The organism is Paraglaciecola arctica (assembly GCF_018861065.1).
Taxonomy (GTDB): domain Bacteria; phylum Pseudomonadota; class Gammaproteobacteria; order Enterobacterales; family Alteromonadaceae; genus Paraglaciecola; species Paraglaciecola arctica_B.
On sequence record NZ_JAHKQO010000030.1, the window covers coordinates 35087 to 51086 of the forward strand.

Genomic DNA, 16000 nt, shown 5'->3' on the forward strand with positions numbered 1-16000 from the left:
GATACTATATTGTTTCATATAGTCAACTACCGCGAGTCACATAGCCTAATGAATAATCAATATCTCAACATAGAATTTGATGTCAGCGACGGGTTAGCCACCTTGACGTTAAATCGCCCTAACAAGTTAAATAGTTTTACGGTCGCCATGCATGAAGAAGTGCGAACAGCGCTACAAGAAGCCCATAACAATCAGCAGATACGAGCACTATTAATTACAGCGAAAGGCAGGGGATTTTGCGCCGGACAAGATTTGAATGATCGCAAATCGAGTAACACCACAAATAATCCTCCTGACCTGTATGCGTCTCTCAATGATTATTACAATCCACTGATCCGTTCTATCTGCAATTTGAGCAAACCAGTGGTTTGTGCCGTTAATGGTGTGGCCGCAGGTGCTGGTGCCAATATAGCCTTAGCATGCGATATTGTTGTAGCGGCGGAGTCTGCGTCATTTATTCAATCATTCAATAAATTAGGATTGATACCTGATTCAGGTGGTAGCTGGATATTACCTCGTTTAGTAGGTCATGCTCGTGCCATGGCACTCACTCTATTGGGAACAAAGGTAAGTGCGTTAGACGCTAAAGAAATGGGGATGATATGGCAAGTTGTGCCAGATTCTGAATTAGCTACGTCCGCAGCAAATTTGGCCCGTGAATTAGCGCAATCGGCAACATTTGGATTAGGTTTAAGCAAACACGCGCTGCAATCATCCTATACAAATACCCTAGATGAACAACTTGATATAGAGCGAGATTTGCAAGCCAAAGCCTCAAAAACTTACGATTATTCTGAGGGCGTTAAAGCATTTAGTGAAAAGCGACCCGCTGTTTTCAAAGGCCAATAATTAGTCTTTTTGTAGGGTGGTACTGAGTACGCTATCAATCAGCCAGTCTACCAAGCCGGGTTCATCTAATGCAGTACCAGTGATCAAAAGGCGATGGTAAAGTGCGCCCGAAAGCGTATCTAATATCCACTCAACATTCGCCTCTGGTTTGAGCTCACCTTTGCTTTTGGCACGTTGCAGCATTTCCCTTGCATTTTGTCGACGCACATTTGCCATTGAGCTCAAGTAATTTTCGAATTTGGGATCATTGTGTGAGGCTTCGATAAGAGAAGGTAAAACACGGCCCCAAATAGAGCGACTTAAGGATTTTCCAAATTGTCTATATAAAAACACCAAATTTGAACGAACATCACCTTGCTCTGGAAACTCAGGTGTATCACCAATAGCTGAATCGAATGCATCAATAGTAAGTTCCGGGATATTTTTCCAGTGCCTATAAATAGTGGAACGCGCAACACCGCAGCGTTGGGAAATGATTTCAATGGTTATAGCCCGGTAACCAATTTCACTCAGCAGTTCAACAACTGTGTCTAGTACAGCCTGTTTTGTTCTCATCATTTGTGTGGTTTTTCGCGCACGTTTACCACTGGGCTCTGGCATTTTCTTCTCTAATACTTCCGATTTTTGCGGTTTCAATAGCAATTCCCTATCAATAAGTTAGTGCCTTCAAATACGATGTAAAAGATACCCTAGCGGCTTTGTTCAAGCAACGATTGTATTATTTCACTACCTCTATATAGAACCAATGTGTATCATATAGTATGTGTGTTTTATTTTTGAGTATCCGTGATAAGCAGATAAGTGGGATTAACAGAGTTTTCTATTCGGGATCTACATGAACTGCTATGTCAAAAGTGATCTCTGGGTGGTTCAACCTATTCGACGAAACTTGGCATAACCGAAATACATCTGATTCAGTAAACCCAGATTGAAGATAACTAGCAGAGAAAAACACAGCGACATACTCGTTATGTCAAAAGGAACGAAAAAATGCAAAATTTAACTGATAGAGTGGCGGTCATTTCCGGGGGTACCAGTGGTATTGGCTTTGCAATAGCCAATGAGCTAGCCAAAGAAGGTGTCAAATTAGTTTTAGTAGGAATGGATCACGATAAAGCGAAACGGGCCGAGTCTGAATTAAAGCGAAATGGCGCCGAGGTCATTGCTTTGCGGTGTGATGTAACCAAACAAAGCGAAATCGATAGCCTAGTTGCATTGGCATATAACACCTTCGGCAAAGTAGACATCCTGATAAATAACGCCGGCGTCGGTCAGGCCGGAACGTTACATGAAATCACAGAAGCAGATTGGGACTGGATTGTTGATGTGAATTTAAAAAGTGTTTTTTTGATGAGCTCAGCGTTTATTAAACAATTCATCAAACGCGGAGATATAGCGCATATTATGAATACAGGCTCAGAAACCTGTTTTGGCATACCCGGCAAGAAACTTGGCAGTATGTTTCCTTATGTTGCGTCAAAACACGGTATGTTGGGTCTATCAGAAATGATGCATCGTGATTACGCCGAATATGGCATAGAGGTTAGTTTGTTATGCCCTGGAGCAGTGGCAACTGAAATTTGGGATGCCGAACGTTCACGCCAAACTGAATATGGCGAAAAAGCAGTGAGCAAACCTAAGCTAGGCGAATTACTCCACGAATTAGGCATGGATCCAAATGATGTGGGTAAAATGGCTGTAGCAGGCATTAAGAGGGGCGATTATTACATTATCACTCACTCAAATATTCGTAACCTAATTGACAAACGCCATGTCGATGCTAGTACAGCATTAGACAAAACTGACGCATGGCATGCCAATAATTCAACAACATAGGTAGGTGTTAAATGACAGCAGCAAAACCAGATAATACAAACTCAAAAGCTATCGCAATAGTAACAGGGGCAGGCTCTGGCATTGGCGCGTCAGTGGCAAAATCACTGGCCTCAAAAGGCCATGTGGTGGTTATTTTTGACTACAACATTGATGCAGCGAAACAAATAATTGCGGAAATCCAACAAGACGATGGAGAAGCATTTGCACTACCGGTTGATGTAAGCAACGAACAATCTGTTTCTGATTCTTTTTCTGAGGTGGTAAAGTCCATTGGCATTCCCTCTATGCTTTGCAACTCTGCTGCAATCCAACGTTTCGGTCGCACAGATTGTTTCGATTTTGCGCAGTGGCAACAAGTAATCAACATTAATTTAAATGGCACATTTTTGATGTGTAAAGCCATGCTACCCCATATAGAGTCTACACAAGGGCGCGTGGTAAACATTGCCTCATTGGCAGGAAAAATTGGCATTCCATATAGTGCCGCTTATTCCGCTTCTAAAGGCGGCGTCATTACGTTTACAAAAGCGCTAGCCAAAGAATACGCCGACAGAGAAGTGTGTATTAGTGCCGTGACACCTGGTGCGGTAGATACACCAATGTTAGCAATCAAAGCACCAGAAGATATTAATCCAAAAGTTTTGGGGGTGATTCCTCGTACAGCTCGAGACCCTGCCAGCCCGCAACAGATAGCCGATCTCATCGTATTTTTACTGACACAAGCGCCTTATTCGATGACCGGATCTATCGTTCCTATTGATGGAGGTTCAGGTTAATTCTGATTTATTATACAAAACACTATTGTTTCGTTTTCTTTTTGGCGGTATATTGCTCCTACATTTTATTAACAATGTACTAACAATACTCAACGAGCTTAAGGGTGTTACATGAACAGAAAAATATCTATTCTTTCAGCTGCCGTTTGTTTGGCCATGTCAATTCCGGTCAGTGCGCAAATCGATGAAAACGCTGAAAATGAAGCGAGTCGTGTTGAAGTAATTCAAATTACTTCAACAAAACGTACTAAAACTCTTCAAGAAGTACCAGTGGCAGTATCAGTAACAACTTCGGAAACCATAGAGAAAGCACAAATCCAAGATGTAAAAGATTTGCAAACCATAGTGCCTTCTCTTCGCGTCACTCAACTTCAATCATCAGGTAACACCAATTTTGTCATTCGTGGATTTGGCAACGGCGCAAATAACCCCGGAATAGAACCATCGGTTGGTGTGTTTATTGATGGAGTTTATCGCTCTCGTTCTGCGGCAGCACTGTCAGATTTGCCTAGGCTTGATAGAGTTGAAGTATTGAGAGGGCCACAAAGCACCCTGTTTGGTAAAAACGCTTCTGCGGGTGTTATTAGCATTGTTACCCCTAAACCCTCAGGTTCAACCGGCGGCTATATATTGGCTGGATTAGGTAACTACGGATTTAAGAACGTGAAAGGGTTATTCGAAAGTGCTATTTCTGATGAGCTAACATTTGACGTTTCGGGCAGCATCAATAAGCGGGATGGATGGTTCGAAAATCTAGAAACTGGCACTGACATGAATAATGTAGACCGCTGGAGCGCACGGGGTCAAATGGTATATGAGCCAACAGAAACCGCCGAGTTTCGTTTTATCGCCGATGCCAGCGAAATGGAAGAAATTTGTTGCGGCATAGCAAATGCGCAAAGTGGTCCGGCTACGGAATCGATTAGAGCGGTAGGCGGTGATATTGTTGAAAATGATGTCTATGCGAGAGAAAACTACTTAGATATCGATCCTGTCAATAAAATTGAGAGTTCTGGGGCTTCCTTACAAGCAGATATTGAATTTGATACTTTCACGTTAACTTCAATTACATCACTTCGCAGTAACGATAATTTTTTTAGTATAGATACAGATTTTTCGGGCGCCGACATTGTAAATGGTCGAGATAAAGTCGAAACCGATACTTTTACGCAAGAACTCAGAATAACATCCAATAACAACGACTCTAATTTAGAATGGATGATAGGTGGTTTCTTTTTTGATGAAGATGTGAGCTATCAGTCATCGGTCCGTTTTGGAACAGAAGCTCGCGCATATTTTGACGAACGTTTAGCACCACTTTCCGCTTTAACTGGAGGCGCGCCGCCACTAGCGGTAACAGAAGCCGCTTTTAGTGTCGCTCCAGGTACATTGTTTGGTAACGAGCAAGGGGTAACCGAATATCACGAAATGCAAAATGAAGCATTTTCACTCTTTGGCCAATTTGATTACCATTTAAGTGATGATTTAACAGCTACCCTTGGGCTGAACTATAGCAATGATGAAAAGAGCGTTAACATATCCCAAGATAACGATGACTCTTTCTCAGCGCTACCATTAACAGGCACACCGTTTGAGGCAATTGCAGGATTACAAGTTTTCCCTTCTTTCCTTGACGTACCTAACGAAGTTGAATCAGGTAAAACAGATGACAGTGAAACCACCTATACTGCTCGTCTTTCTTACAAGTTAAATCGTGACATCAGTGTATACGGTAGTGTAGGAACCGGTTTTAAAGCCTCGTCTTGGAACCTAACCAGAGATTCTAGACCGTTTTCTAGTGATATGAGTGCCATAGTTGCTGCTGGAATTGCGCCACTTAACCTAACCTCTGGTACTCGTTATTCTGAACCCGAAAAAGCGTCAGTAATAGAACTGGGATTAAAAGCAAGGTTCGATGTATGGTCACTTAATTTGGCATTATTTGATCAGAAAATTGAAGATTTCCAAGCAAATATATTTGTTGGCACCGGCTTCGTGTTATCTAACGCGACTGAGCAGTCGACTAAAGGTTTAGAGTTTGATTTCACTTATTATCCCCTTGAAGGACTAAGACTTGGTTTAGCGGGCACCTTACTTGACCCAGTTTATGATTCCTTTGAAGGAGGAAATGGCCCTGATGGACCTACTGATTTATCTGGTATGCAGCCTTCAGGTGTATCTGAAACCAACTTGTCTGCATCTGCCACCTATAGTTTTTACGTTGGTGATTGGGATGCATATATAAGCGGTGACTATCAATACGATTCTGAAGTGCAATCTAATGACAATGTCAGTGCCGACATTGCATCAAGAGAAGTTAAACAGCTTAACCTAAGTGCTGGAGCAACATCAGAAGATGATTTAACTGTCAGTGTTTGGCTCCGTAATGCCACTGATGAAGATTATTTACTCAGCGCGTTTCCAGCACCTGTGCAAACTGGAACTTTTAATGCCTACCCAAGTATCCCTAGAACCTTTGGCGTGTCGGTGAAAAAAGCATTCTAGTCGCTTAGCCTCTGGGAAATTCGGAGATTTGCTTGGTGCTATTGAAGTTCAATCAATAGCACCAAAGTTATTTGCAACTGAGTTCCATTCGCACTTAATATATGAAAAACTAAAACTAGCGCTAATTCATGATTCAAATACACGTATCGCTTCAAAGCTCCAATAAACATCTCGCCTACAGCTTGTTTACATAACTGACTCAAGTCGTAAAGAATACGCTACTTACACACCTATCCGACCTCAAACTGAAGTGCTTGGTGGCCTAACAATATAAACCTAAATCTGTAGAATGCGCGCCTTGATAACAGAGTGATTTTTAGCCAATTATTTGCATACGAGGTATGGCAGTGAACTTTCCTACGCACAGATTTTATGAAGACGTTTTAGCACTTTTTTGTGCCGGGGTGCTTGTATCCTTCGGTGTGGTGTTATTTGGTACTCATGATTTACTAACTGGCGGTACTGCGGGCATAGCGATTGTTGGTACTCACTTAGTTGATATAAACTTTGGGTTGTTGTTTTTTTTGGTGAATATTCCTTTTTACTACATAGCTTGGACGCAATTAAGTAGACGTTTCACTATTAATACCTTTATTTCAGTCTCTATGGTGTCTGTTATGACTGAACAAATCGGGCATTTGATTCATATTGAAAGCATTCACCCATTATTTGCATCAGTAGCAGGTGGTTTGCTAATTGGTGTGGGGCTATTAATAATGTTTAGGCATAAATCTAGCCTTGGTGGCCTAGGAATTTTAGCCCTTTATCTGCAAAATAAATTTAACATTCGAGCGGGAAATTTTGGGTTGTTGGTCGACGCCATGATTCTGGGTTCTTCAATGCTCATTTTTAATTTCGATATCGTCATTTTATCTGTGATCGGGGCAATTACTTTAAACCTATTGATAGCCGTCAATCACAAACCTGGTAGGTATCAAGCGTATTTAGAGCCGAAAAAACCGAAAAATAAAGATGCAACCTTAGAAGAAGAACTGTTGAAAATCACCGAATAATCAATCCCAACAACAAAAGGCCAAAACATATTAATACGTTTTGGCCTTTTGGTTTTAATCGGTTATTGTGCCTTACAACTTAGCTTAGGGCGCGTAACATCCAAGCTGTTTTCTCGTGGATACGCATTCTGTCGGAGACTAATGCTGCAGTCGACTCATCATCAGCTTCTTGGGCGCTGGATAATACTTTACGACAAGTCATCACTACTGCCTCGTGGCCTGCTAGTAATATTTTCACCATTTCTTTTCCAGAAGGCACACCGTCTACTTCGTGGATAGAACTTAGCTTTGCAAATTCTTTATAAGTGCCGGGAGCTGCTACGTCTAGGGTGCGAATACGCTCGGCGATATCGTCAACTGCCACTGCCAACTCGGTATAATGTTCTTCAAACATTAAATGCAGTTCTCTGAATTGTGCTCCAGTGACATTCCAATGAAAGTTGTGGGTTTGTAGATACAAGGTATAAGAATCAGCTAACAAACACTTCAGCCCTTGGGCGATAGTTTCTCTGTCTTTTTCATTGATACCAATGTTGATATTACTCATTGTATTTTCCCTTGTTGAGTTGAAACTTAACGTAAAGAATAGGTGGTTTGCTGCCTAATTGCTAATGAAGATTATTAAACACCACAATCGATTTAACTAATCACAAACCATCTAATAAATTGTTTTTTTGTATTAAGTGGCAAATAACTGATCAAGGTTCCTGAAGGCTTTAAACTCCAAAGCGTTACCGCTAGGATCTTGAAAAAAACATGGTTGCTTGTTCACCTGTTTGCCCTTTAAAGCGTATTTGTGGCTCAATGACGAAATCTATCTCATTGCCTTCAAGGGTTTTGGCTAAATGTTGCCAATCTTGCCACGGCAATACCACACCAAAATGTGGTACCGGAACTGCTTGATTCTCGACTTGATTGTGACTCGGCAAACTAGGCATAGTATCGACTAAATGCGTTACTAATTGATGCCCAAAGAAATTCCAGTCAATCCATTGTTCACAATAACGACCTTTCTCACAATCTAATAACCCGCCATAAAAACTCTCGGCTAAGCATAAATCGGTGACAGGAATCGCTAAGTGAAATGGAGCAAGTTGCATAATAAACCTCTATATGAGCTTCTTAAGAAGTTTAAATTTTTTGTCAGTAAAAGGTGGATAACGTAGCGGCACATCAAACCAAAAACTGCGTTTCATAACGGTTTTCAAGTGACTAAAATTGTCGAAACCAATTTTGCCATGATAAGCCCCAGTACCACTATTACCAACGCCGCCAAACGGCAAATTGGGATTAGCAGCAAACATAAACCCGTCGTTAACACAGACCATACCGGCACTAGTAGACGTTAAGACTTGTTGTTCAAAGCGACTGTCTTTAGTAAACAGGTACAAGGCTAGAGGTTTTTCGCGATCGTTAACGTAGGGAATAGCCTGACCAATATTGTCTAGGGTGATGATCGGTAGAATTGGACCAAATATCTCTTCTTGCATAAGTGGACTGTCGGCACTTGGGTCTAACACCAAAGTAGGCTCAATGTATTTGTTTGATAAATTATGATTACCACCAAAAACAACATTCTGGTCAGCTAAATATTTGATAATACGCGAGCAGTGACGTTCACTCACAATCCGTCCATAGTCTTTCGAATTCGCCACATCGGCACCGTAAAACTCTGTGATTTTGTTTTTAATCGCAGAGATTAGTGGTGCCGCAAACGATTTTTCCACTAACACATAATCAGGAGCTACACAGGTCTGCCCTGCATTCATCCATTTACTCCACACTATTCTAGATGCAGTAACCTCTAAATCAGTCGAACTATCCACAATGCAAGGACTTTTACCTCCTAGCTCTAGGGTCACAGGTGTTAAAAACTCTGCTGCAGCGCGCATCACAATTTTGCCGACTACGTCCCCGCCAGTATAAATAATATGGTCAAATTGATGTTTTAAGAGTTCAGTGGTTTCCTCTACCGCGCCTTCCACCACTTTAATGGCGTCGTTATCTAGATATTCAGAAACCATTTTTGCAATTAAGCTAGACGTATTCGCTGACAACTCAGAGGGCTTAATAAGCGCACAATTGCCGGCCGAAACAGCGGCGACTAGTGGAGACAAAACCAATAACAGCGGATAATTCCATGCACCAATTATCAAAATTGTACCTAGTGGTTCTGGCAACATATAACTCTTGCCTGGCTGTGCCACTATAGGGGTAGATACTTTACGCGGTTTCATCCACTTTTTTAGATTTTTGATCGAATGCTCAACTTCAGTTATTACACCACCTAGCTCAGCAGTCCACGACTCCATATCACAACGACCTAGGTCTTTTTGCATCGCAGCAAAAATATCATCCTGATTTTCCACTACCATCTTTTTGATTTGTTCAAGTTGCGCTACACGCCAAGAGAATACTTTGGTATTTCCGTTGGAAAATGTCTTTTTTAATGCGTGGATCTTAGGAGCAATATCAGCAATTAAAGTAGCAGAAACTTCGGTGGACTGAGTAGTGGTTTGCATCGAATACCTCTAGTGGTTTATTTCATCGTTTATCTTATCCCATAAAAAGCCGAGGAGATCACCTGTGAATTGAATTAATTGCGCTGCATCAAGATCTTAGGCTTGAAACTAAAACGTAATGTTTGATTCAATGATAAAAACTCACTATATTCGGAAACCATCTCTTACACAAAATTCGAAAAATCACTCCGGCACTAAAAGTTAACTACTTTCAGCCGTTATAAACAAATCAGTGCGGTATAAGGGAATAAGTAATGCAATTAATTCGCTCACAAATAAGAAATAAAATTTTACTGCTATTGGTTTGTACAATGTCGAGCATTGTTCTAACAGTGTTCTTAGGTTTTTCGTCAATTAAAGACGCCATTTCTGATTATTCCCAGAGCGTTAACGAAGAGGCGATAATCATGTTGCAAGTCGCTGATTTAAATGTGCAATTCAAAACCCAAGTTCAAGAATGGAAAAACACCTTAATCAGAGGAAAGGATCCGCAACAACTCAATAAATATTGGGATAGGTTTAATCAATCAGCCACAAAAATACAATCGAGTTATGAGCATTTATTACAGACCATGCCTAATGATTCCGCTGCAAAACAATACATACAGAAATTTGCGAAAAGTTACCCTGAGATGATATCCGCCTACCGCAACGGCTATGATGTTTTTATGGCGTCCAATCAAGACATTACTAAAGCTGATAGCAGTGTTTCAGGCATTGATAGGGTACCAACAGAAAACTTAGTGTTAGCCGTAGATGCAATGAATAAAAGCATCCTAAGTCTCAAATCAACAAATGAGTCTAGAGCACAATCAACCTTTTTATACACAAAAGCCAGCACTGTGATCATAGTTATTCTGATTTTATTAGTGGTCAGTTGGTTCATGAACACCAGAATAATCTCTCCTCTTAAATCGATTACCTTAGCCTCGCAAAAAATAGCCAAAGGTGACTTTACTGACGACATCAATAACACTAACCCTGACGAAATTGGTCAAGTTTCCAGAAACTTTGTACAAATTCAGGTAGGCCTAAGCCGCGTTTTAAAAGAAATTGTTAATGATATAAAAGGTTTAGGAAATATTATTGAAAATACCTTTAAGGCATTCGAAAAAGTAAAATTGGGTTTAACCATGCAAACCCAAGAAACTTCAAGACTTGCTGAAAACATGCAACAGTTGTCTGACTCAAATAATTCAGTAAGCGATGCTATTTCACAAGCCAATACCTTAGTAAACGACAGTGCTAACCTGACCGATGCTGGCCAAGCTATGTTTAAAGATAACTTAACCACAAGTCAGAGTATGCTTAAAGCCACTAATCACGCCTCACATATTATTGCTGATTTAAAAACAGACACCGACAATATTGGAAATGTCGTTAACGTGATTAACGGTATAGCAGATCAAACCAATTTATTAGCACTTAATGCGGCAATAGAAGCAGCGCGTGCTGGCGAATCCGGACGAGGCTTTGCTGTAGTAGCAGACGAGGTCAGAAGTTTAGCCACTAAAACTCAAGAATCAACCAAACAAATATCTGACAATATAACTAAGTTGCAAGAAGAAGCAGATAGTGCGGTACAAGCTATGTCTCAAGGTAAAGAGCAAGCCGAAATTAGCTTAGCACAAACCGAAAAATCACAAGAATTTATTGATTCGCTACACAAAATCATCAAGCAGATTAGACGTTTACATGGCGTTATTGAAGTAGAAATGGATGGTCAGCTACAGCAAACAAATACCATAAATGAAGCCTTAGGCAATATCGAATTGCAAAATACCCAGTCTTTGCAAGAAGCGGAAATAATGGAAGAAACATCAAGACAACTCGAATTAATCTATCAACATATTGAAAATTCGATAGGTGAATTTAAGATCAAATCTTAATTAGAGTTTTTGGTTTAGCCCTTGAATTAGACTTTAACTTAGATAGTACCTAGTGTAAAAACGGCTGCAAATGCAGCCCTTTTTATGAGTTAATTAGCACACAACTGGTAACCTGAACCCAATTAATTTTTATCTCCCCATTTATCATCCCTCCAAAAAACAGGCACCACCTAAACGAGCCGATTATTAGATAAACAATCGGGTTACATTCAATACTTTAACCACTCAGCAAGTAAGCCAACTCGGTTATGAGTATCGGTTTTTTCGAAAACCGGTACTTCCCAGTGGGGGGGGGGAGTCCTGTCTCGCATCTTTCCTACCAATATATTGTGGTCGTTGTTCAGAAGATACTGCTTCGGTTAACCCGACACCAAAATGAAGCCTAACGAAATTCACAAGCATCTTTAAATTTCACAAACCTTACAAAAATTGACAAATAGCTATTTTAATTCCATTATATTTCACTTAGAATCAGAATCGAAACATAAAAGAGGTTTCACACAACCATCTGGGTTTCAATGAAATGAATGCAGTAGGTGACGGATGTTCTACCTATTCCATTAGCAACACTAATGGCACATGTTTAAAAATAAAAAGAAAAATAGGCGTCTATAGATTATTAAGAATTAGGCATTCACCAATAAAAACATATAGCAGAGCAATAACTTATGAAAAATTTAAAATATATATTTGTACTTAGTTTATTGGTTACGACTTTAACGGGGTGTTGGGAGCAGAGTTTAGACAGCAATGTAGAGCCTGTTGATGAAGCCCTAGTCGCGGCGGTTGCCGCAGCCGAAGCAGCAGCCGAAGCGGAGGCTGAAGCTGCAGCCGAGGCCGCTGCAATTGCGGCCGCAGAAGCTGCTGCAGCCGCCGCAGCCGAAGCAGCAGCGAATGCTAATGTAGCCCTAATCACAGAAACAGATGATGATATAAGCCCTCTTGGCAATGATATTGATTATGTGTCTTACAAAATAGTCGGCAGCGACTTAGTGATATCACAAGCCCATAAAGCGCCTAAAGATGCTTGGCATACCATAAGGGTATATTTGAACACTGACGATAGCGATACAACGACCACACCTATGGGAGGCGGCGCACCAAGTTTGACTGGTCTAGTGGCTGAGTATGGTTATATTTTTGAGTATACCGGTGAAGGGTGGAATACCTATAAAAAATACGTAGATCAAGGTGTTTGGGCTGATGCTGAATCGCTAGCAACCGCTACCGGTGGTGATACAGTACTGACAACTATCACTATCCCGTTGAGTGAAATTGGTGATCCGGCAGATGTAACAGCGCTTAAAGTCATGTTTGTAGGTACAGGAAGTGGTTGGGGAACAGACCAAGCACCGAATGATGCAATGTTTCAATTTGCTAAACCCACGGTAATAGAAATATCAGAGACAGATGATATCGGTATGCCAGGTAACGATATTGAATCAGTATTAGCCACGGCAGACGATACAAACTTAGTCATCACTCAAACTCATAAAGGCCCCAAAGATGCGTGGCACACCATTCGAATATATTTGAATACAGACGACAGTGATACGAGTACTACACCTATGGCTAGTGGTGCAGCCAGTTTAGCTGGCCTAGTGGCTGAGTATGGTTATAGCTTTGAATATACAGGCGAAGGTTGGAATGTTTATAAACAAGAGGTATCTGCCGGCGGTTGGAGTGATGCTGAATCAACAGCAACAGCAACAGGTGGCGATACTGCCATCACCGTAATGACTATCCCGTTAAGTGAAATCGGTAACCCCGCAGACCTAGCAACCGTTAAAATGATGTTTGTGGGTACAGGTAATGGCTGGGGCACCGACCAAGTACCTAATGAGGTAATGTATGAATATTCTGCTGACCCAGAAACGATAGAATAGCTTGCCCTATCTAAACGGTTAACTTGCTACAGTGGTGCCTTTAACGGGCACCACTTTTATTTAGCCTATGAGGTTAAACCTCTATCGCCGCGACACCTATTTTTATCTAATTGTCTCATTCATTGGCAAACTCACCAGATTATTTCCCAGCACACAGGGTAAGCCTGACAAAAACACAGCAGAGCAAAGACTTATGAAAAACTCTAACAATATATTGGCTCTTAGTTTACTACTCATCACTTTAATAGGTTGCGGGGGCGGTGGTAGCGGGCAAAAAGCTGACATTGATTTACCTGTAGCGCCTGCTCCAGAACCAGAACCAGAACCAGAACCAGAACCAGAGACTATATCGCTCGCTGGTTTTAATGCAATCAACAAAAACTACCTTAAATCTGATGAAGAATTTGCTAATCCGAGTAGAGGTTTTTATCAACATACAGAAACTCAAACAAGCCAGTTCACACCACTAAACAAAGACGAGTTGATCGCGAATAGAAATGTTTATCAGTCTTCGACCGCCAATTATAGCGTCAATAGCACCCTTGTTTTACGAGCCTTTATTTTAGATAACTACGTCAACAACCCAGTTTTATCGAACGATACTTTGGCCGATATTCAGACTGATTTTGATACTGCCAGAGAAGCAGGCGTTAAACTGGTGGTGCGTTTTTATTATCATAAAAATACCACTGCACCTTACGGTGATCCTGAAAAAAATATTATTTTGGCCCATATTCAACAACTAAAGCCTATTTTGACAGCTAACGCAGATATGATGTTAGCGCTACAGCAAGGTTTTATTGGTGCATGGGGAGAACAATACTATACCGACAACTTTAGCCCTTCTGGCGATGTGACAGCCAGTTATACCGACCAAAACTGGCTAGACAGAAATGAGATCCTTGAGGCTCTGTTAGCGGCCACCGCCGAGCCCACTATGCTGCAAGTCAGAACGCCACAGGCGAAACAAAAATTCATATACGGCGCAGCAGCCCCCATTACTTCAGGGCTAAATGGTACAACAGGGAGTTTAACAGCTGATGACGCTTTTAGTGGCGAAGCCATTGCCCGTGTAGGTTTTCATAATGATTGTTTTTTAACTGACGCTTCAGATACTGGCACCTACGCGGATTATGGCACTGCTGGCGGCTCTAAAGAGGACAATGCGGTTGCTATATTTAAAAACTACCACAAGAATGACAGCCAGTTTGTGATTGTAGGCGGAGAAACCTGCAAAGACGAAAGTTGGGCAACACCGCCAATACCTTATGAAAATGATTGCAGCGACAATGTGGTAAACACTATGGATGAACTAAATTATAGTTTTCTAAATAGCGACTACAACAACACAGTCAATAACGATTGGGCAGAAGGCGACGCTGCCTGTATGCAAGAGATTAAAAACAGGCTGGGATATCGTTTCTCGATGACAAGCTCAACAGTAGCGTCACAAGCGAATGCCGGCAATTACATCCCGTTTTTATTAACCATAGACAACGATGGTTTTACCTCTACTGTGACACCTATGCAAATACGCATTATTTTTATCCACCAAAGTACAGGTGCCGAAACGGTTGTGGCGTTAGACGCTACACGTAACGACATACGTACCTGGCAACCAGGAACCATTGAGGTAGGCGAGTATATTAAGTTGCCGGACGATTTAGCTGTAGGTGACTACGCGTTATCAATTCACATAGCCGATATGTCGAATAACGGTGCTATTGCCTCGCGCCCTGAATACAGCATTCAATTAGCCAATATTGATTCATGGGATGCCACCAGCGGTTACAATAACTTGCAACAAACTATTAGCGTACAAGCTTTTGTTGAAGGTGATGATAAGAACACTGAGCCAACAGAGCCATTAATAGAAGCTGCGCAGCCCACAACCCCATCCGAACCTACAATATTTACTATATCCATTGATGGAGACAAAACCGATTGGGATAAGGTTCCAGCACTGGCTAGCGCCGATAACCAACCAGCAATATCGTTGAAGGTTGCCTCTGATGAAACCTATTTGTATATCGCCATCATAGGCAATGAAATGGGGCCGCACTTTGATCTTTTTATTAATTCTGACGGTGAAAGCAGTAGCGGATTTCAATCCTTTGACTGGCCGATATCCGGCGCAGATTATTTAATTCAACAAGGTACAGATGCAGTGATTAATTTACATAAATCAACAGGCCCTGACTGGAATTGGCAACAACAATCCACAAACAGTATTGATGTATATAGTACCAATAGTTTTGTTGAACTATCCATCGAAAAGGCTGACTTTGAAAGCCTAAATACCACCATCAGTTTGGGGCTAAATGATCTAAACGCACAATGGCAGGTTCAATCGCGGTTACCATTAGCCTCAGAAGTCATGGCAACTTATACACTTCAACCTTGAAACCTGTTCTTTGGTTGACTGCTCTCGTTATCAGTAATTTCGCACTAATCACTTAGTGAACTAAGCTCATGGGGTAATGCCGATCAGTTAAGAAAACTTTTAATACTCGATTGATAAATTATTGGTATAAAAACAATAAAAGTGGATTCCGGCCAAAAGACTGCCGGAATAATGGTATGGACCCACCCGCTTTCTAACGGCTTCGTAATGAGCCAAGACGGTAATCCCCCTTGTCATTCCCGAATGCTTTTATCGGGAATCCAATGTTAAATAGACTGGCTGGCGTTCCATCAAAAAAATCTGCTGTTCACCTTAAGTGA

The 16000-nt window shown here is 41.3% G+C and carries 11 protein-coding genes and 1 pseudogene; 8 read left to right on the top strand and 4 right to left on the bottom strand.

What is annotated here, in order from left to right:
- The first annotated feature begins 48 nt into the window (after nucleotides 1-48).
- Nucleotides 49-849, top strand: coding sequence for a 2-(1,2-epoxy-1,2-dihydrophenyl)acetyl-CoA isomerase PaaG (gene paaG, locus KO534_RS11245; protein WP_215929754.1), 801 nt, complete (start codon nucleotides 49-51; stop codon nucleotides 847-849).
- On the opposite strand, the gene KO534_RS11250 is transcribed toward paaG, so the two are convergent.
- On the bottom strand, nucleotides 850-1485 hold the full coding sequence (locus tag KO534_RS11250) for a TetR/AcrR family transcriptional regulator (protein WP_215929755.1): 636 nt from the start codon (nucleotides 1483-1485) through the stop codon (nucleotides 850-852).
- Nucleotides 1486-1839: 354 nt separating this feature from the next.
- Here KO534_RS11250 and KO534_RS11255 point away from each other — a divergent pair, with 354 nt between their 5' ends.
- The 4 genes from KO534_RS11255 to KO534_RS11270 all read left to right on the top strand — a co-directional run bounded on the left by KO534_RS11255 (nucleotide 1840) and on the right by KO534_RS11270 (nucleotide 6979).
- Nucleotides 1840-2685, top strand: coding sequence for an SDR family NAD(P)-dependent oxidoreductase (locus KO534_RS11255; RefSeq protein WP_215929756.1), 846 nt, complete (start codon nucleotides 1840-1842; stop codon nucleotides 2683-2685).
- 11 nt (nucleotides 2686-2696) lie between these two features.
- Nucleotides 2697-3461 carry an SDR family NAD(P)-dependent oxidoreductase gene (locus tag KO534_RS11260; protein ID WP_215929757.1) on the top strand — a complete coding sequence of 255 codons (765 nt, stop codon included), beginning with the start codon at nucleotides 2697-2699 and terminating at the stop codon, nucleotides 3459-3461.
- A gap of 111 nt (nucleotides 3462-3572) precedes the next feature.
- Nucleotides 3573-5966, top strand: a complete 2394-nt coding sequence (locus KO534_RS11265; protein ID WP_215929758.1) for a TonB-dependent receptor — start codon at nucleotides 3573-3575, stop codon at nucleotides 5964-5966.
- A 341-nt stretch (nucleotides 5967-6307) separates the two neighbouring features.
- A complete protein-coding gene (locus tag KO534_RS11270; protein WP_252732095.1) occupies nucleotides 6308-6979 on the top strand; it encodes a YitT family protein in 672 nt (223 codons plus the stop codon).
- Between the two features lie 79 nt (nucleotides 6980-7058).
- Here the strand turns inward: KO534_RS11270 and KO534_RS11275 are convergent, their stop codons facing one another.
- The 3 genes and pseudogenes from KO534_RS11275 to KO534_RS11285 all read right to left on the bottom strand — a co-directional run bounded on the left by KO534_RS11275 (nucleotide 7059) and on the right by KO534_RS11285 (nucleotide 9501).
- Entirely contained in the window at nucleotides 7059-7526 is a 468-nt protein-coding gene (locus KO534_RS11275) for a Dps family protein (protein ID WP_215929760.1), read from the bottom strand.
- Between the two features lie 132 nt (nucleotides 7527-7658).
- Nucleotides 7659-8079: pseudogene (locus KO534_RS11280) on the bottom strand (VOC family protein).
- 9 nt (nucleotides 8080-8088) lie between these two features.
- Nucleotides 8089-9501: an aldehyde dehydrogenase family protein gene (locus tag KO534_RS11285; RefSeq protein WP_215929761.1), complete on the bottom strand. Its 1413-nt coding sequence runs from the start codon at nucleotides 9499-9501 to the stop codon at nucleotides 8089-8091.
- A 254-nt stretch (nucleotides 9502-9755) separates the two neighbouring features.
- Between KO534_RS11285 and KO534_RS11290 the strand changes: the two genes are divergently transcribed.
- The 3 genes from KO534_RS11290 to KO534_RS11300 all read left to right on the top strand — a co-directional run bounded on the left by KO534_RS11290 (nucleotide 9756) and on the right by KO534_RS11300 (nucleotide 15680).
- Nucleotides 9756-11390, top strand: a complete 1635-nt coding sequence (locus KO534_RS11290) for a methyl-accepting chemotaxis protein (RefSeq protein ID WP_215929762.1) — start codon at nucleotides 9756-9758, stop codon at nucleotides 11388-11390.
- A gap of 668 nt (nucleotides 11391-12058) precedes the next feature.
- Nucleotides 12059-13276: a hypothetical protein gene (locus KO534_RS11295; protein WP_215929763.1), complete on the top strand. Its 1218-nt coding sequence runs from the start codon at nucleotides 12059-12061 to the stop codon at nucleotides 13274-13276.
- A 193-nt stretch (nucleotides 13277-13469) separates the two neighbouring features.
- On the top strand, nucleotides 13470-15680 hold the full coding sequence (locus tag KO534_RS11300; protein WP_215929764.1) for a DUF4832 domain-containing protein: 2211 nt from the start codon (nucleotides 13470-13472) through the stop codon (nucleotides 15678-15680).
- Nucleotides 15681-16000 lie beyond the last annotated feature (320 nt).